Origin of the sequence: Phocaeicola fibrisolvens, from assembly GCF_025567125.1 — a bacterium.
GTDB lineage: Bacteria > Bacteroidota > Bacteroidia > Bacteroidales > Bacteroidaceae > Phocaeicola > Phocaeicola fibrisolvens.
In genome coordinates this window covers 66,886-84,086 of record NZ_JAOQJI010000009.1, presented here as the reverse complement: position 1 = coordinate 84,086, position 17,201 = coordinate 66,886, and the positions used below count along the sequence as shown (strand labels likewise).

13 protein-coding genes and 1 pseudogene are annotated in these 17,201 nt (G+C 50.7%); 9 read left to right on the top strand and 5 right to left on the bottom strand.

Annotated elements, in window-relative coordinates; genetic code table 11:
- Positions 1-903, bottom strand: a 903-nt coding sequence (locus OCV81_RS05910) for an ATP-binding protein (RefSeq protein WP_148329227.1), incomplete at its 3' end; no start/stop codon positions are given.
- A 283-nt stretch (positions 904-1,186) separates the two neighbouring features.
- Between OCV81_RS05910 and OCV81_RS05905 the strand changes: the two genes are divergently transcribed.
- Both OCV81_RS05905 and OCV81_RS05900 read left to right on the top strand, forming a co-directional pair.
- Positions 1,187-1,828 (top strand): hypothetical protein, encoded by a 642-nt coding sequence (locus OCV81_RS05905; protein ID WP_148329194.1) that lies wholly within the window; start codon positions 1,187-1,189, stop codon positions 1,826-1,828.
- Between the two features lie 51 nt (positions 1,829-1,879).
- The gene (locus OCV81_RS05900) at positions 1,880-2,977 is read left to right on the top strand and encodes a DUF4932 domain-containing protein (RefSeq protein WP_148329192.1); all 1,098 of its coding nucleotides are present in this window, start codon (positions 1,880-1,882) and stop codon (positions 2,975-2,977) included.
- Positions 2,978-3,331: 354 nt separating this feature from the next.
- Here the strand turns inward: OCV81_RS05900 and OCV81_RS05895 are convergent, their stop codons facing one another.
- A complete protein-coding gene (locus OCV81_RS05895) occupies positions 3,332-4,969 on the bottom strand; it encodes a DUF3857 domain-containing protein (RefSeq protein WP_148329190.1) in 1,638 nt (545 codons plus the stop codon).
- 36 nt (positions 4,970-5,005) lie between these two features.
- Positions 5,006-6,934: a DUF3857 domain-containing protein gene (locus OCV81_RS05890; RefSeq protein WP_394802521.1), complete on the bottom strand. Its 1,929-nt coding sequence runs from the start codon at positions 6,932-6,934 to the stop codon at positions 5,006-5,008.
- Positions 6,935-7,325: 391 nt separating this feature from the next.
- On the opposite strand from OCV81_RS05890, the gene OCV81_RS05885 reads away from it, so the two are divergent.
- Positions 7,326-7,835, top strand: coding sequence for a lipocalin family protein (locus tag OCV81_RS05885; RefSeq protein WP_148329186.1), 510 nt, complete (start codon positions 7,326-7,328; stop codon positions 7,833-7,835).
- A gap of 157 nt (positions 7,836-7,992) precedes the next feature.
- Here the strand turns inward: OCV81_RS05885 and OCV81_RS05880 are convergent, their stop codons facing one another.
- Positions 7,993-9,927: an AAA family ATPase gene (locus tag OCV81_RS05880; RefSeq protein ID WP_262640188.1), complete on the bottom strand. Its 1,935-nt coding sequence runs from the start codon at positions 9,925-9,927 to the stop codon at positions 7,993-7,995.
- Positions 9,928-10,461: 534 nt separating this feature from the next.
- On the opposite strand from OCV81_RS05880, the gene OCV81_RS05875 reads away from it, so the two are divergent.
- The 5 genes and pseudogenes from OCV81_RS05875 (at position 10,462) to OCV81_RS05860 (ending at position 13,775) form a co-directional block, all read left to right on the top strand.
- A complete protein-coding gene (locus OCV81_RS05875; protein WP_148329184.1) occupies positions 10,462-10,857 on the top strand; it encodes a DUF1810 domain-containing protein in 396 nt (131 codons plus the stop codon).
- An 18-nt stretch (positions 10,858-10,875) separates the two neighbouring features.
- Positions 10,876-11,178, top strand: coding sequence for a TIGR04076 family protein (locus OCV81_RS05870; RefSeq protein WP_148329182.1), 303 nt, complete (start codon positions 10,876-10,878; stop codon positions 11,176-11,178).
- A gap of 11 nt (positions 11,179-11,189) precedes the next feature.
- Positions 11,190-12,224: pseudogene (locus OCV81_RS05865) on the top strand (alcohol dehydrogenase); the annotation flags it as partial.
- Positions 12,198-13,178, top strand: coding sequence for a PGN_0703 family putative restriction endonuclease (locus tag OCV81_RS17815; protein WP_394802520.1), 981 nt, complete (start codon positions 12,198-12,200; stop codon positions 13,176-13,178). The pseudogene OCV81_RS05865 and the gene OCV81_RS17815, both read left to right, overlap by 27 nt.
- A gap of 36 nt (positions 13,179-13,214) precedes the next feature.
- Positions 13,215-13,775, top strand: a complete 561-nt coding sequence (locus OCV81_RS05860) for a flavin reductase family protein (RefSeq protein ID WP_148329180.1) — start codon at positions 13,215-13,217, stop codon at positions 13,773-13,775.
- Positions 13,776-13,864: 89 nt separating this feature from the next.
- Here OCV81_RS05860 and OCV81_RS05855 read toward each other — a convergent pair whose 3' ends face one another.
- Positions 13,865-15,328: an AhpC/TSA family protein gene (locus OCV81_RS05855; RefSeq protein WP_148329178.1), complete on the bottom strand. Its 1,464-nt coding sequence runs from the start codon at positions 15,326-15,328 to the stop codon at positions 13,865-13,867.
- A 188-nt stretch (positions 15,329-15,516) separates the two neighbouring features.
- Between OCV81_RS05855 and OCV81_RS05850 the strand changes: the two genes are divergently transcribed.
- On the top strand, positions 15,517-17,064 hold the full coding sequence (locus OCV81_RS05850; RefSeq protein ID WP_148329176.1) for an ATP-binding protein: 1,548 nt from the start codon (positions 15,517-15,519) through the stop codon (positions 17,062-17,064).
- Positions 17,065-17,201 lie beyond the last annotated feature (137 nt).

Here is a 17,201-nt window from a genome sequence, read left to right as displayed (position 1 = left end):
CAGCTCGACGAGGTAGGTGGGCGTGCCTGTCTCAAACCAGTAGCTGCCGAACTTTTTCTTCGCAAAGGTATTCAGCAGGCTGAACGGATTGTACATGCCCACGGCATTTTCCGTGAAATGATAGCCGTCGTAATTGGCTTTCAGTTCCGCACACGCTTGCTCGTAACTCATCCCCGTAGCCGTAGCCAGTGCGTGAATATCCTCTTCAAAGTAGGCGTGCACTTCCTTCTCGCTGATGCCGCAGATTTCCACATAGCGGTCGTCCATGGAAATGTCCATCAGGTTGTTCAAATCGCTGAACACGCTGACCTTTCCGAACTTGGTCACTCCCGTCAGCAGGGCGAAGCGGATGCAGCCGTCCATGGACTTCAACGCCCCGTAGAACGCCTTCAGGGTGCTGCGGTACTCGTTCTGCAAGGCTTCGTTGCCGATGGCCTGCAGCATGGGCTTGTCGTATTCATCGATGAGAATCACCACCCGGCGGCCTGTCTGCTCGCATGCACGGCGAATCACTCCCTCAAAACGGGTCGCTACGGAATACTCGTCCGGGTTATAACCATATTCTCCCTCCCATTGTTTCAGGGTCAGTTCCAGCTTGTTTTCCAGACTTGCTTTCGTATCATACTTTTCTGTGTTCAAATCCATGTGCAGCACCGGATACACCGTCCAGTCCCGCTCCAGTTTTTCCAGCGCCAGTCCTTTGAAAAGTTCTTTCTTCCCCTGCGCGTAGGCTTCGAGAGTCGACAGCAGCAGACTCTTGCCGAAACGTCGCGGACGACTCAGGAAATAGTAACTTCCTGTGTTAAACAACTCATAAATCAAGGCAGTTTTATCGACATATTCATAACCGCCCAAAATCACTTTCTCAAAGTTCTGCACTCCTACCGGATATAGCTTGCTCATAACCACTGGATTTTGATTCTACTGCGAATGTAGTGATTTTAGATGAACATTCAAATAAACGGGAAACAGGAAATGGAAAATCTGGCCGGGAATTCTTCCTTTTTGAAGGTCTGCGATTCTCAATGATTCGTTTTTGATAAACGGATGGAACACTGTTCGTTTGAAATAGAAGGGCGACCGTCAGATAGGGGAGGTTTTTTAAAGGGAAAAAGAGGGTTTTTATTCTGAATATTCTATACATTTGTAGAAAAAGAAGAATCATTTTCTTATCACGGGATGCGCCATGAAGAAACAGATACATTCCGGCAAGATAAAGAAAACGGGGCTTTCGGCCATCCTCCAGTACAAGCTGGAGCATAATCCGGTGGTCCACGACTATTATGCAGAGGATACCTATCTCGTCAAGTCGTTCACCAACCGCGGGAACATCCACTATTATGGGGCGATACTGGCGGCCTCGCACACGTTCAACCGGGCGTTTAGTCTGTCGGGCGATATAAGATACAACTATACGTCTGTCCACTCCGTGTGCGAATCCGGTAGCCGTAACTTGACGGGTAACCTTAATGCCAATGTCTATCTGGGGGATTTCAGCCTTTCTCCCTATATCAATTTCAGAAACAAAATCGTCAATACTACTTCGCTGGGTATAGAAGAGACTCCCGTCAACTACGGACTGGAATGTACGTATAGCAAAGGGAATTTCTTTGCGGAAGTCAATCTCGTATCTCCCTTCACCGACCGGAAGTTCAGAAAGACGTTTCAGCATGCACTCTACGCGTACGATTCGGACGAAGATTTCAAGACAAACAGCCGGTACTGTCACATCAAACTGGCCTACACCCTCGACTTCGGCCGCCAGACGAAGAAGGTGAGACAGGAGGTGGACAGGACGGTAAACAGTTCACTGCTGAAGTCTTTTTAAGCAGGAACAGATGCTATTCCCAAGCTTTATGAATAATAAACCATTTACGATATGAAAAAATGTATGATTCTTTTTGCCTTGCTCATGGGCTGTCTTTGGGCAAAGGCGCAGTCGGTCGTTCCGCAGGTCAATGAAAACGTGGAACTGATGAGTATCTTGTCCCGCATGGCAGGATTTCAGGAATATCACATGGATATGGCAGGGCAGTACATAAAAGACATGGACAGCTATTTTAAGGATAATACTGCGCATCCGGCTGTAGGATATATGCAAGCACTTCGGAACAAGTATGGCATCTCTTTCGATGCGGTCATGTCCATGGCTATACATCTGGACAACCGGAACGGTACTCTTTCATTGATAGAGGAAGACGTCCCCACCTTGGACAAAAGATGGATGGAAGTGGATAAAGGTGAATTTCTGTCTCATCTCAACAACTTTTATAAAGAGACAAAATTCAATGCGTTTTTCAAAGCCCATAAAAGCCTTTATGAAAAGGGAATCAAGTCTTATCAAGACAATGTCGTCAACCATTTTGATATAGACTGGTATCCTCGTTTCTATGGTAATGAACCGCAGGAAGTTTTTTCGGTGATCATCGGTTTCTGCAACGGCGGAGGAAACTATGGAGTAAACCGGCAGGTAAAAGGGAAAAAGAAGGAAGTCTTTGCGGTGGTAGGCTATTACGTGGATAAGGAAGATAGGCCTATGTATAGCAAGGAATACCTGCCGACACTGATCCATGAATTTAACCATTCCTTCATCAATCATTATCTGGATGAAAACCAATATCCTGCATACGTAAAAGAACTTGAGCCTGCTGCCGTAGATTTGTTCAAGTCTTCACAATGGAGTATGTCGAGACAGGCATACAATAACTGGAAAACCATGGTCAATGAGTCGCTTGTCCGCGCGGCTGTAATCTGTTATATGCTGGATAAGGCATACAAACCGGAAGAAATAAGGAATGAACTGTTGGAACAGATGCAACGAAACTTCAGGTGGATGCCGGAATTGGTTAATGTGCTGAGAAAATACGAAAAGAAGCAAGCAAAATATAGCAACTTTGAGAATTTCTATCCGAATGTGATAAGTTTCTTTAAGGAATATGCTCAAAAGGAAAATGACAGATTTGAGGCGATAAGATAGAGTCAGCTTTGAGTGGATTATAAGGGGTGTGGCTATTCTTGGGTTCTAAATCAGCCATATCTTAAAGGCCGTATGGGGGTTTCTGAAGTGAAAAAAACAGTATATTTGCAATAGATGGAATAGTAGATGGTGGCTTGTTGTAGAGGAGGACAGCTTTATGGGAAAAATATATTGGAAAGGTGTCAAAAGGAAGATAGACAAACTGATTGAAAGAATCTTTGATTGCATCCTGATTTTTACCAATTGGTTAGGCTGAACATTCTTCGTCCTGACGCATGATGAGGTATCACAAAAAAGGGAGAACCCGGCGCAAAACCGAAGGCTCTCCCTTTTTTGTGAAGATTCTTTCTCAGGTCATTCTGCTGTCTTCTTGACCACCAGTGTGTGGTTGTTGGCATCCCGCCATTCTGCCAGCAGGGCATACAGCTCTTTGTAGTTGGACGGAGTCTGCAGCTGTCGGCTTATCCGGAGGCTGCGGGTCACTTTCACGCCGTCTTTCGTCGGCTGGTAGCTGAAGGTGACTTTTCCGCAGGCGTTGCTGACTTCCATGTCGGCACGCGGGGTGACTTTCATTCCTTCCGGCAGACAGACATGGGTCTCCAGTGTACAATTCATTGTTCTCGGCAGGAGGATGCTTTCAGGAATGGTCGTGTTGGGCGCATACGTATAAAGGGTACGTACGGGTGTCGGGTCGGGCAGGGTGACGATTCCCCAGCCTTCGGCGGGCTGTTGCAATTGGGTTTCGTCTACTTTCAGGGTGTCGGTTTGCTGCATATCTTTGGCACTCAGATAGGCTTCCATCGTCAGAGGTTTTCCTTCCAGGTTGGTCACTGTCAGGAAGGGTTGCAGGCAGGCTTCTTCCGTACCGGTCAGGGCGACCTTCTCGGGCATCAGCTTGCTTTGGGCTACTACCGATACGAGGCCGGACAGTCCCTGATTGTCTTTCGTGGACGGACGCAGGGCGCAGACGGCCACTTCTGCTTCCAGTCCGGCAGCCTGCTGCAAGGTGACATCCAGGTTCACCAGTTCCGCTTGGGTACCGTAGGCTGAGCGGATGACTTCCGAGGCCGGACGCAGGCGGTAGCCGGCTTCTTGCAGGGATACGCCGCAACGTCCCAGCTGATACAGTTCGGTCATGTAGCCGGCGATGGCATTGCGGATGGCCTGCGGATTGCCTTCTATTCCTCGGGTCAGTTCGGCCACCTTGGCTTCAATGACGGAACGGCTGCCGGGCTGGAATTGGGCTTTCAGGCTTTTCAGGGCTTCGTCGTAGCGCGCCCAGGTGGAGGCTATGAAGACGGGCATCATGCCGCTGCTCACTGCCTGTACCTGTCCCATGGCTCCTCTGGCAGAGGGATAGGCGTACGGACGGGGTTTCACATCTTTCAGTGTCCAGGTAAAAGTTTTCATGCCGCTTCCTTGGGTGATGACCGGTTTGGCGGAAGCGTTCAGCAGTTCGTAGTGTACCGCTTTTCCGGCCGGAACGTTCAGACGGAAGGTATATTCCTTGATGGGGGAAAGTTCTTTCACCGGGCAGCATACATCCAGTTCCGGCAGGTAACCGGCTTTACTCACGATGGAATAGTCCAGTACGATGGTGGCCCCCAGTTCAAGTCCGGTGTGCACCACGACCATCTCTTTCAGTCGGTTATAGGCCGGGGCATTGGCGGCTGCCGAGGGGAGTACCTCTACCAAGGCGTTGGCCGGAGTCTGGATGACGGTACCGTCCTTCTGACGGGTGTAGGATTCGTGGATTTCCAATTTCTGGAAGTCCGGGTCGTACACGATAAAGGTTTCTCCATACAAGCTGTTCATGGCGGCATGCGTGAACAGGGTCAGTTCCTTTTGTACCCGTACCTCCTGGCTGCCGTCGGCCCGCAGGGTATAGGTCTTCGAAAGTTTGCGGAACTCCGCTTCCGATGCGGCTTTGGCCGGCAGGACAGCCAGCAAAAGCATTCCTATGATTCCTATGTAAATCGATAATGTTTTCATTGCTTTTCGTTTCATGTTAAGCCCTCGCATAAGGGATTACTTTTTGATTACCATATATTCTCCATATCCTTTGGCGGTGTTCACTGCCTTGCGGAAGCTGTCCCAGTCGGCTGCTTCATAGACACGCTTCTTCAACCGCAGGGAGGTTTTCAACTGCAGCTGGTTACCGCTCTGTTTCAGGCTTCCGGTGAATCCGGCACCCGTACCGTCCATCTGGTCCTGTTTTTCCTTTCCTTGCCATTTGTATCCGGCCGGGAGTTTCAGGTTTTCTTCCATTTCAACCAGACGGGAGCAACCGTCCTTGAAGCCGTAGGCCCGTTTCTCCAGGCTGGTATCAATCCGCAGGTAGGAGAGGACTTGGGTGTAGAGGTTGTTCAGCACGAAGGGCTTGAAGATGAGTTCGCCTTCCTCGCCTTTCAGGGCATACCCTGGAATGGTATAGCGGAACGTAATCCGGATGGGGGCTTTCTGATAGTCTTTCGGCGCACGACCATAGTCCACGCTTTCCAGCCGGGCTTTCGGGGAGACGTTCAGCAGCTGGCGTTCCATAGAATGTTTCCATTCGCTCTGGAAGCCGGTGGTGAAAATGCGCCGGATGTTGCTGTCGCTCTGTCCCTCGGCTTCGATGGTGAAGGAGCCTTTCAGGGCGCCCTTCTCGTCGAGGGTGTTCTGTGCCTTGATGCGCACGTAATGGTTTTCCGGGTCGGAAATCGGAGTCAGGCACAGGTCGGTGCCTTCCGGGGTGCCCGGCAGGTAGTTCTGCTGCTGTTCGGCACTGCTCCACAGTTCCCGGCAGAAAGGTACCCAGGTCGGGTCGAGGGGCATCAGGGTACCGTCACTGAGCTTTACTACGGCCACACAGTGGTTGAAATGGTCGGCAGGGATGGTCTCCACGCGGCTGCCCGCCATGGTCATGGCCGGGAAGGCTTCGAATCCTGCCATCCGCAGGAAGGAAATCAGGGTACCGGCAATGTCCTTGCACACGCCGCAGCGGTCGGTGTAATCCATCTTCAGGTTGTGCAGGGTGAATCCTTCACCTTTCCCCATGGAGATTCCCGCATAACGGATGTTGTCGGCCACCCAGTGGGTCAGCACGGCGATTTTCTCCATCTCGGTCTTCTTGCCGCGAATCAGTTCGTCTACCTTCTTTTGGGCTTCCGGAATGGCAGTAAAGCTGCCGTAGTCTTCATTGACGCCATAGAACCAGCGCGACTTCTCTTTCCAGTCGGCAGTGGTAGACATCATCAGCTTCGGTGCGGCGTCATAGAAATCCACCATGTTCGGTTCGCGGCGGAAGGGCATGATTTCGTTTTTGGCGAAGGTGTAGACTTTCCGTCCGTCCTCGTAGCGCATGGAAGAGGCACAGTCGCCCTGGTAGAACTGGAACTGGATTTCTTTTTCGGCCGGAAGGCTGACGCGGTACACCTTCCGCAGGGTCGGCTCGGTGGCCCAGAAGGGCACGATGTCGTAGAACTGTCCGCGCATTGGGGGAATGAAACGGGAGTCGTTTCCTTCCTGCGGCAGGTCGGCCAGCAAGGCGTAGGTGAATCCTTTCTTGTCGATTTCATAGTCGACGATGTCGCCCGGTTTCAGGGCACCCAGCTCCAGCATAATCTGGCGGGCTCCCCAGTAAATGGCTCTGGCCGGAGCGGCATAATCGCAGGTCTTGCTCACGTCGACCATCGTATATGTTCCGTCGGTATGATAGATGGTCACCCGCTTGAAGGTGGCGGCGGCTGTCAGCGGGTCGTAATCGTATTTCAATACCCGTTGCTGCAAGGCTCCGGCAGGTGTCTGTACCCGCACGGCCCGGCAGACCGCAAACGAACCTTGTCCGGTGGGTTCCACCGTCACACTCGTACTGTCCAATAAGTTCACACAAGGATAGCTGGCATACTGTTTGTCCAGCGTATAGGCCCTGCCGTTTCTCCACGACTGGGCATGCACGACCGTTCCTCCCAACATCAGGATGAAGGTGCCTACAAAAAATAGTTTTGTCTTTCTCATATTCCTTTTAAATAGGTTTCCTGGTTATAAAAACGGTATAAATTTATACATTCTTTGTGTGATGGCCTAATGCTTGTGTGCTTTTATTTTTAAATAGGCTGAATATGTGTCAGAATGACAACTGCTCGGATTCTCCGGAAGAAGGATGATTCGCTGCGGAAAAGACGGTGTGCCTTCGGGATTGTTTGTTTCAGGGACAGATGGAGGTTGGTATTGACTGGCTGGAAACTGGGACTATGGAAAGCGGGTTTTGTCATTCATCGTGAATCGTATTATTTTTCTTGGATTCCTTCAGAATTAAGTTAGTTTTGGTATATTTGTGAGAGATGAACCTTAAAACAATGCAGACATGAAACAGATTCTGATTCTTTTGTGTGCCCTGCTGGGATTGGGCAGCTGCCAGGGCGGGAATTCCACCCAGATAGACAACCGGACGGTGGCGCAGTTCGACGTGTCCCGCTTCATGGGAAAATGGTATGAGATAGCCCGCTACGACCATCGTTTTGAAAAAGGAATGAGCCGTGTGACGGCCACTTACACCTTGCTTCCGAATGGGCGTATCGAGGTGCTGAACGCGGGATACAAGGACGGGAAATACAAGGAAATCACCGGTAAGGCGAAACAGCCCGACCCGAATGACCCCGGCAAACTGAAGGTATCGTTCTTCCTGTGGTTCTATGCCGATTATTACGTGCTCGACATCGACCCGGACTACCGCTATGTGCTGATTGGCAGCAGCAGCGACAAGTATCTCTGGATTATGAGTCGGGAAGAGAAACTGCCCGACGACGTGCTTCAGCAACTTCTTGATGAGCTGCGGAAACGCGGATATGACACAGATAGGTTGGTGTTTAATTGATAGAAGGGTTTCGAGAGCGGAAAGCGCTTGTCACATAAAAAATCTCCTGCTTCGTTTTGGTGAATAGAACGAAAGCAGGAGTTTTTTTGTGGGGTTCAATCGATGAGATTGTCACTTTCATAACCCGGTATTGAGTTATCCTGTTGCGGTTGCTGTCTCAGGCCCGGAAACCGATGCGGCGAGTAGGTTGCGGTTCCAGTTTCAGCATCCGGTTGCCGCAGAAGCGACGGCTGGCAGCTTGTACATCTTCCACTTCGATGGTGCGGAACAGGAGGGTATCATCGGGCAGGGTAGGCAGCGACATGATGCGCCGGGCCATGCTCTTGATGAGACCCTGCTCTATCAGGTTGTGCACCCAGCGCCCGTTGCCGAAATGGGCGTCGTGGTGGTCGGTGGCTCCCACGATGAGGCGGTACAGGGCCTCGTCTGCGGCAGGCGTCAACTGGAAGCTCCGTTTCTCCAGGTAGCGGTGCGCCATCTCCCGTAACTCGTCTGCCGTGTAGTCGTCAAAGTGGAACTGGAGCGGGAAGCGGTCCTGCAAGCCCGGGTTGGTGCGCATCAGCAACTGCATCTTGTCCTCGTAGCCGGCCAGGATGACAATCAGGTCGGGATTGGGTTCCGAGAGCACGGGGAGCAGGGCATGGATGACCTCCTTGCCGAAGTCCTTTGTTTCCTCCCGGGTGGTCACTAGCGTGTGGGCCTCATCGATGAAGAGCACGCCGCCCCGTGCCTCCTGGATGGCTTCTCTGGTCTTCTTTTCCGTCTCTCCGATGAATTCGCCCACGAGGTTCGTGCGGCAGGTCTCCACGGTATGCCCCACGGAAAGCAGTCCCATCTGATGATACATTTGTCCGATGAGCTTAGCCACCGTGGTCTTTCCCGTACCCGGATTACCGAGGAACAGCATGTGGTGACGGTTCTCCGGCGACGTATCAAGTCCCAGTTCCTGCCGTTTCTTCGTGAAGCGGGCCAGCAGCCGTGCTTCCTCCAGGTCCTCTTTCAGGCGCGTCAGTCCCACCATCTCCTGCAAGGCCTGTTCGGCATCCGGTTCCTTGGCGGCAGTATCCTTCGCTGGCAGGTCGTCAGAATTTCCTAACTTGAAGGCTTCGATTCCTTCCGTCGCAAGATTATCGGTTTTCAGCAGTATGTCTTCCTCATCAAACGGCAGGGCAAGCAGGTCGGATGGATTTTCTTCATCCGGGTCGGCATCGGCGGGACGGTCGGGAGTATAAATCGTGTTCTGCTCGGTGAAGAGCCGTTCCATTTCCTCGCTGTAAGTTCGCAGTTGGCAGGTGGCCCCTAGCAGTCCGTAGAAGATGAAGCGGGGACCAGACGAGGCGTTCTGTTCCAGCCACTGTCCCAGCAGGTCGACCAGGAGAGTGTCCTGGTCGGAGTAGGTCAGGTAGGGTACTTCCACCACTACCACCTTTTTTTGGCTGATTTTCTGCTGAAGCTGTGGCCATTTCAGAGAACCGTTCAGCAGTTCCCGTAAAGAGAAACGATAGCAGGATGACGCCCGCTTCTCACAGAAATGGAAGGCCAGCAGACGGATGGCACAGGCATGGGCCTGGTCGCCCGTCACGAGCAAGTGGGGCACGGGAAGCTGACGGCTGTCGAGGGCATGGAACAGCTCGATGAACTGCCGGATGAAGTTGCCGTCGTTTCCTTCCCGTAGCAGTCGGTCGAACAAGGGCAGGAAACAGAATTTCTCGGCAAAGTATCTTTCTTCGGGTCGTCTCTGGAAATCCTCCACCTCGGCCTTGTCCCAGCGTTCGTAGCTGGCATAGAGTTCCAGAAGGGCCCATCCCATCGGACGCCCGTTGCGGTAGACATAGATGCGGTAGAGGCCGACACCCCATACCTCATCAGAACAGATATCGAAGCGGACTTTGCGGAGATTTTTTCTCGGCAGTTCGCGGGCATCGCAACCTAAGAAACGGTATTCGTCGGAGTATACGCGGATGGAAAGTTCCTGCGCATTGGTAAAGCCATCGGGATGAGAGAGTTCCACAGCGAGGTGGTTCTGAGCATATTCAGGTGCATAAAGTTCTTCAGAAAAAGTGCGGGAAACACGTAACATAAGATTTTTCATATACAACAAATGGATTTTAAAGTGAAAAAAATAGATGAATAGAGTTGAAACCTGCAGGCACGAACGGTCTGCGGGAGTAGGTAGAGTCCCTCTCGTTTCCCCATTGAAAGAGAGGTACGCGCTAGTACGTCAAAGAGCACAACCATCCCGGCCTCCTTGTCGGAAGCAATGATTCATTCGATTCCTAAGCTGAGAAAAATCCAATCAGGACCTCAGCGGAACGTAACGAAAACTTGGTGTGACATCTTTAACGATCATTTGTTGTATATAAAATCAAAGTGCGATGCAATCTCCTTTAGGCGGAGATTCGGGACAAAGATAAGCATAACTCTTGAATTAAAGAAGAATAAATGAATAATTAATAATGTATAATGAATAACGGAGTGGAGTGCACACAAAAAATATGTTCTTTTGTTCTTCTGTCCGAAAAAAGAAAACATCCACGGATATAACGGGAAAAAGAATGCAGAAAAAGCGCTTGTGGGATTGGAAGATTATCTCTAATTTTGAGTGACGATAAAAACGAGGAAATATATGGGTCACACGAATTTTAATCTGCAACGGTTTCTAGATGCCCAGGAAGACATATATCCCGTGGCTTTGAAGGAAATCCGCAAGGGCGGCAAGCAGAGCCATTGGATTTGGTATATCTTCCCTCAGGAGAAGGGACTGGGATACAGTTACAATTCACAATTCTACGGATTGGATGGCGAGGAGGAGGCCCGGGCCTATCTGGCGCATCCGGTACTGGGGACGCGTCTGCGGGAAATCACCCGTGCCTTGCTGGCGCATCGCGTGCATTGTACAGTACGGCAACTGATGGGCTCGGAGGTGGACGTGCTGAAACTGCACAGTTCGATGCAGCTGTTCGACAAGGTCTCCCCGGACGATGTGTTTGCCGAGGTGCTGAAAGCGTATTTTTCTAAATAAGATAAGAAGGAGGAAGCCATGAAAGATATCCGAATAACCGTGATGCGCAAGGCGTGCTACCGCGACCTGATGGCGCAGTACGAGAATCCCCTCGAACATCCCTGCGAAATGGAAGAAGGGCAGGTGTTCATCGCCCACGGCTGGGAGAAGCCCGAGGGACTGTGTGAGAGTGCGTGGCAGAGTATGTCGCCTTTCGTGATGGCACTGGCGCATGGGGGAAGCAATTTCTACGACGGCTGGATGAAGAACGAGCGCTCGGCCATGATTTCGTGCAACGACGGTTTCCGTCCGGTAAGTTTCCTGATTGAAGTAATCGATTAATACCGAAGAATATGTTAGCTTATACTTATATGAAACAGGGGCAGTTCGCTTTGCGGGAGAAGCCGAAGCCCGTGCTGAACGGCCCGAAGGATGCCTTGGTGCGCGTCACTTTGGGAAGTATCTGCACTAGCGATTTGCACATCAAGCACGGCTGTGTGCCGCGCGCCGTACCGGGCATTACGGTGGGCCATGAGATGGTGGGCATCGTGGAGCAGGTGGGAGCGGAAGTCACGACCGTGAAGCCGGGCGACCGGGTGACGGTCAATGTGGAGACCTTCTGCGGAGAGTGTTTCTTCTGCCGCCACGGGTATGTGAACAACTGCGAGGACCCCGATGGGGGTTGGGCACTGGGTTGCCGTATCGACGGTGGTCAGGCGGAATACGTGCGGGTACCGCATGCCGACCAGGGACTGAACCGTATTCCCGACGGGGTGACGGACGAGCAGGCGCTTTTCGTGGGCGACATCCTGGCCACTGGTTTCTGGGCCGCGCGCATCTCGGAAATCACGCCCGACGATACGGTGCTGCTGATTGGGGCCGGACCCACGGGAATCTGCACGCTGCTCTGTGCCCGGCTGAAGCATCCGCGCCGCCTCATCGTGTGTGAGAAGTCGGAAGAGCGTATCCGTTTCGTGCAGACGCATTATCCCGAGGTACTGGTCACTACCCCGGAGCAGTGTCAGGCATTCGTGAAAGCCCACAGTGCGCACGGAGGAGCCGACGTGGTTATCGAGGTGGCCGGAGCCGATGACACCTTCCGTCTGGCTTGGGAATGTGCCCGTCCGAATGCCATCGTGACCGTCGTCGCCTTGTACGACCGTCCGCAGGTGCTTCCCTTGCCCGACATGTACGGCAAGAACCTCACCTTCAAGACGGGCGGGGTAGACGGCTGCGACTGTGCCGAAATCCTCCGGCTGATTGCGGAAGGCAAGATTGATACCACACCGCTCATCACGCACCGCTTCCCCCTCAACGAAATAGAAGAGGCCTACCGCATCTTCGAAAACCGTCTGGACGGGGTGATTAAGGTGGCGGTAACTGAAAAAGTCGAGCCTTATGCAGGAGATACGGACTGGCAGCGTATTGCTCGGACTAAACAATCTGATTTCCGTCGGAACTGTTTGCGGGTGGGATGTGAGGCCAATTCATTGAATAGGCAGGATGGTACGAAGAACTATTATGGAAATGTGCTTCAGGAAAAGGATGCCCGGAAAGGGTTGAATTTCTACGAAGGTTTCCGGAAAGAAATTTTGTCTGCCATAGGGGCGTACAGACAGCCGTTATGGGCCAACCTGCTCCGTAGTGAACATATTCCATGGAACCTGTTTTTCCCGATGGGACTTACTTTCCGCGCAAAAGAGGCCTGTGGTGGACTCTTGCGGGAGCTGACGGGACTGGATGTGAAGGAGGTGACCTGTATCCGGATTGAGTATGCTCCTTCTCCGGCAGATGCGACTGATGGGTGGCGCTATTTGAATGACGGTACCTCGTTTGACTGTTACATTGGGTACAAGGATAATTCGGATGCTTTTTGTGGAATCGGCATAGAAGTGAAATACACGGAGATGGCCTATAAGTTGCAGCCGGGTTCGTCTGAATATAAGCATACCCGGGAGAAACTGAGTGAAGAGTATCTGCATGTCACCCTTCAGAGTGGATGCTATCACACGTTTTCTGCTGCCACAGACGAGGAAGCCTTTCCAAAAGTTCTGATAGAAGATGATTACCGTCAGTTGTGGCGCAATCATATACTTGGAATGTCGATGGTACAGCATCATGATATCCGCCGTTTCTTGTCGGTTCATTTATATCCTTCGGGGAACAGGCACTATGAGAAGGTACTTCCTGAATATGAGTGCCTGTTGACAGAGAAAGGCCGGAGCACCTTCCTTCCTCTTACTTATGAGCAGTTGTTTGAAGCAATGGGGCATTATGTGTTTTTCTCTTGCGAGGAAGACAGAAAATGGAAAGAATATTTGCAGGACAGGTATTTGTATTGAGAATCTGAAAGATGTTGTTTTTAAAATATACAGACTATGCGAAAGAATTTTGGAGTAAACACATGGTTGTACCCGATGCCCGTCTTTATCGTGGCTGCGTACGACGAGAATGGAAAACCCAACGCCATGAATGCCGCGTGGGGAGGAGTTTATACGGATGATATGGTGGGCATCTGTCTGGCTGAAGGCCATAAGACGACACAGAACATTCTGGTTACGAAGGCTTTCACCGTGAGCATGGCGACAGCCGGTCAGGTGGTGGCTTGCGACTATGTAGGTCTTGTTTCCGGGAAGAGAGAACCGGACAAGTTTGCCAAGGCGGGCTTTCATGCCGTGAAGTCGGAGTTCGTCAATGCCCCGATTATCGAGGAATTGCCGATGACTTTGGAATGTGAACTGGTTTCATACGACAAAGAGAGCAACCACCTGGTAGGCCGTATTGTCAATGTGTCGGCAGCCGAGGAGATTCTGGACGAGAACGGAAAGATTGACCCAGCCCGTCTGAAACCGATTACTTTTGACCCGATTCATCACCAGTATCTGGTCGTCGGTGAGAAAGTAGGCAATGCCTTCTCCGACGGAAAAGCATTGAAGTAAAATCAGTGAAGTTAAAAAAGGCCGCCACGTGTCTTCAGCAGGATGGTGGCGGCCATTTTATGGACTGGAATCTCAGTAGCAATAGGTTGTTATGCTTCTGCTTGCGATGCCTCTTTCAATTGAACTTTCAGTTTTTCCATATCCTCCGGAGAAGCTGCCGATTTGAACTTGATTTCTCCATCCTTCCCGATAATCACGCAATGAGGAATGGAAAGTGCCCTCTGTTCGTTGCCGAAGGTTGTGTATATTTCATCCTTAAACGCTTCCTGCACGCGTACATGCTCACCCATCAGGTCATAATGTGCCGCCATCTTGCGCCATTTGGCATCCTCTTCCGGGCGGTCGATAGAAAGATACAGCAGTATGATGTCGTTCGCTTTGGCATATTCCTGTAAGGGTTTTACATGGGCGAAAGAGGCACGACAGGGACCACACCAGGTTGCCCATATATCCATGAAGATAACCTTTCCTTTATATAAGTCGATAATGCCTTTGAATGTCTTGGCGTTGTCTATATTAGGGAAGTGGATGTAGTCAGGAATTTTGGCCTGATTGAACGCCTTATTTTGGGCGACAGCCTCATCTATCAGCGGCTGCCATTTGCTTTGTGGATATAATTGCTTGAATCGTTCTTCCAGCGGAAGTATCTCTGGGTCGTATTTTTCCTCGTTTGCGTCCTTCAGGAAGAGTAATGCCATGGCTGATTCCTGTGTCTGCCCCGTAAGACTCTTTTCGATATAATGGAAAATCAACTTATTGGGATTTTTCTTCAAGTTTTCGTCTACCGGTTCTTCTTTGGTGTAGTAGGTAATGCCGGCATTGTTATAGACTACTTCATCGAAAGCGGGCGAGAAAGTGCTGGCTGGGTGATTTACCCGACAGAATTCCATCATCTTTTCCCATTCCTTGAGCCAGCTTTGCTTGGTGGCTTCGGAACAGCTGTAGGTAATGCCGAACAGTTGGTTCTGGAAGGCCCACATTGTCTGTATGCGTGTATTCTGGCAGGCTTTTTCATATAAATCTTTATCTACACCTTTCATCTTTTCATCTAATGCTAAAACCGCATCCTGCAACTTTTGGCTGACTGAAGCAGCTAGGGTGTCTTGGGTAATGCCCCACTTGTCACCTTTTCTTGAAAGTACATCAAACACGTCCTGCCCCAGTTCGTCCATTAGTCTTGACACCTCCATGTTCTTCTCATTCTTTCCCTCCAGAATGGAGATGGGATGTGTGGCTGCGGCATCAATTTGCAGGCGATAGTTTCCGCCGTCGGCAATGAAAGAACCTAAGTAACGCTTTCCCCACAAGAACAGGCGTATCTGTTCGTACCCGTTACTGGGGAGTGTGAGACTGAACGTACTGTCTGCATTCAGCCGTAAAGTATCTTTCGCTTGTGAATTAAACATGCCGTCGACAGATTTCTGATAGATGATTGTACCCCCTTCTAAATTTTTTACGGAACCTGTAATCTTTATTTCGTGTGAGCCGCTACAGGAGTCAAATGTTCCTGCAAGCACACAGAGTGTAATGAATGCGATATTTTGGGTTTTCATATAATATATAGAGTTAAAAGTTTTTATTATCTGTTATATTGTTGGGACCCAAAGGTAAGGACTTTTTTTGTTCGGGCTTATATATTCATTTGGAATTTGCCACCTTCTTGATTTTAGGTTGCCAGATTAGGAATTGCAGCAGATAAATCGTACCTTTGTGTGTACGAAAGGATTAAAACGAAACGGCCATGAACAGACTTTATCCGGTAGGCATACAGAATTTCGAGAAAATCAGAAGAGAAGGATACAGCTATGTCGACAAGACGGCGTTACTCTATCAGTTGGTGAAAACGGGACAGTATTATTTCTTGAGTCGTCCCCGTCGGTTCGGAAAGAGCCTGATGATTTCCACATTGGAGGCTTACTTCCAAGGGAAGCGTGAACTATTTAATGGGCTTGCTATGGAAAGTCTGGAGAAGGATTGGACGGTACATCCGGTGCTGCACATGGATTTGAATACACGGAACTATCATGATTATGAATCTTTGCTGGGTATCCTGAATCAGAACCTGGAGGGATGGGAGAAACTGTATGGCGATGAGAAAAAAGATCGTGTGCCGGAAGAGCGTTTTATGTATGTCATCCAGCGGGCATACGAGCAGACGGGACATCATGTGGTGATTCTGATTGATGAGTACGATAAGCCGATGCTTCAGGCCATTACAAAGCCTGAATTACAGACTGAATTCCGCAATACGCTCAAGGCGTTCTACGGGGCGCTCAAGTCGTGCGACGCTTATATCCGCTTCGCTATGCTGACGGGCGTGACAAAGTTCAGCAAGGTGAGCGTGTTCAGCGACTTGAACAACCTGCGCGACATTTCCATGGTGAATCAGTATGCCGAGATTTGTGGTATCAGTGAGGAGGAGCTTCATCAGTACTTTGAGGAGGATATTCAGACGTTGGCCGATAAAATCGGTTTGGGATTTGAAGAGACCTGCAAGCAGTTGCAGGTGAACTATGACGGCTATCACTTTTGTTACAAGTCAGCTGGCATGTACAATCCTTTCAGTCTGTTGAGTACCTTTGCCAATATGCAGATAGGGAGCTACTGGTTCGAGACGGGCACGCCGACTTACCTGGTGGAACTGATGAAGCTTCACCATTACCGGGTGGACGAAATCGAGCACATCGTGACCAGCGGTCCGGTGCTGGACTCCATCGATGCGGCTTCCACGGACCCGGTGCCGGTCATCTACCAGAGCGGGTACCTGACCATCAAGGATTACAATGCAGAGTTTGAGAACTATACGCTGGGGTTTCCGAACCGGGAGGTGGAGCAGGGCTTCTTCCGCTTCCTGCTGCCTCACTATGCGTCGGTGAGCACCAGCAAGTCGCCTTACGAGATTCAGTGCTTTGTGGGTGAGGTGCGCAAGGGGGATGTGGACGGTTTTCTGAGCCGGTTGCAGACGTTCTTCGACGATACGCCCTACGAGCTGGCCCGCGACCGGGAGGTGCATTACCAGAACATCCTCTATATTGTCTTTAAACTGATGGGTTTCCATACGGAGGTGGAATACCGGACTTCGCGCGGCCGGGTGGACCTGGTGCTGAAGACTTCCGATTACATTTACGTGATGGAGTTCAAGTTGAACGGAACCGCCGAGGAGGCCCTGCAGCAGATAGAGGAGAAAGGCTATTCCTCCGCTTTCGCGGCGGATGGCCGGAAAGTGGTCAAGGTTTGGGTGAACTTCAGTGACGAGACCCGGAGCATCGAGCGGTGGATTGTGGCGTGAATGTGATAAAAGGATACAAGAAATCCTCCTGTCTTTAGTAATGTGTTCGTTAAGGACAGGAGGATTTTATTGGTAAGTGTCCACCTTAAGATTTGTCCGTTTTCCTGCTAGTGGTCACTTGTGAGATTTCTACTTTG

Excerpts from the sequence above, each read along its gene's own strand:
- OCV81_RS05855 (WP_148329178.1), bottom strand. The coding sequence starts at position 15,328 with ATGAAAACCCAAAATATCGCATTCATTACACTCTGTGTGCTTGCAGGA.
- OCV81_RS05860 (WP_148329180.1), top strand. The coding sequence starts at position 13,215 with ATGCGAAAGAATTTTGGAGTAAACACATGGTTGTACCCGATGCCCGTC.
- OCV81_RS05850 (WP_148329176.1), top strand. The coding sequence starts at position 15,517 with ATGAACAGACTTTATCCGGTAGGCATACAGAATTTCGAGAAAATCAGA.
- OCV81_RS05890 (WP_394802521.1), bottom strand. The coding sequence starts at position 6,934 with ATGTTGGGAGGAACGGTCGTGCATGCCCAGTCGTGGAGAAACGGCAGG.
- OCV81_RS05885 (WP_148329186.1), top strand. The coding sequence starts at position 7,326 with ATGAAACAGATTCTGATTCTTTTGTGTGCCCTGCTGGGATTGGGCAGC.
- OCV81_RS05880 (WP_262640188.1), bottom strand. The coding sequence starts at position 9,927 with ATGAAAAATCTTATGTTACGTGTTTCCCGCACTTTTTCTGAAGAACTT.
- OCV81_RS05900 (WP_148329192.1), top strand. The coding sequence starts at position 1,880 with ATGAAAAAATGTATGATTCTTTTTGCCTTGCTCATGGGCTGTCTTTGG.
- OCV81_RS05875 (WP_148329184.1), top strand. The coding sequence starts at position 10,462 with ATGGGTCACACGAATTTTAATCTGCAACGGTTTCTAGATGCCCAGGAA.
- OCV81_RS05905 (WP_148329194.1), top strand. The coding sequence starts at position 1,187 with ATGAAGAAACAGATACATTCCGGCAAGATAAAGAAAACGGGGCTTTCG.
- OCV81_RS05870 (WP_148329182.1), top strand. The coding sequence starts at position 10,876 with ATGAAAGATATCCGAATAACCGTGATGCGCAAGGCGTGCTACCGCGAC.
- OCV81_RS05895 (WP_148329190.1), bottom strand. The coding sequence starts at position 4,969 with ATGAAAACATTATCGATTTACATAGGAATCATAGGAATGCTTTTGCTG.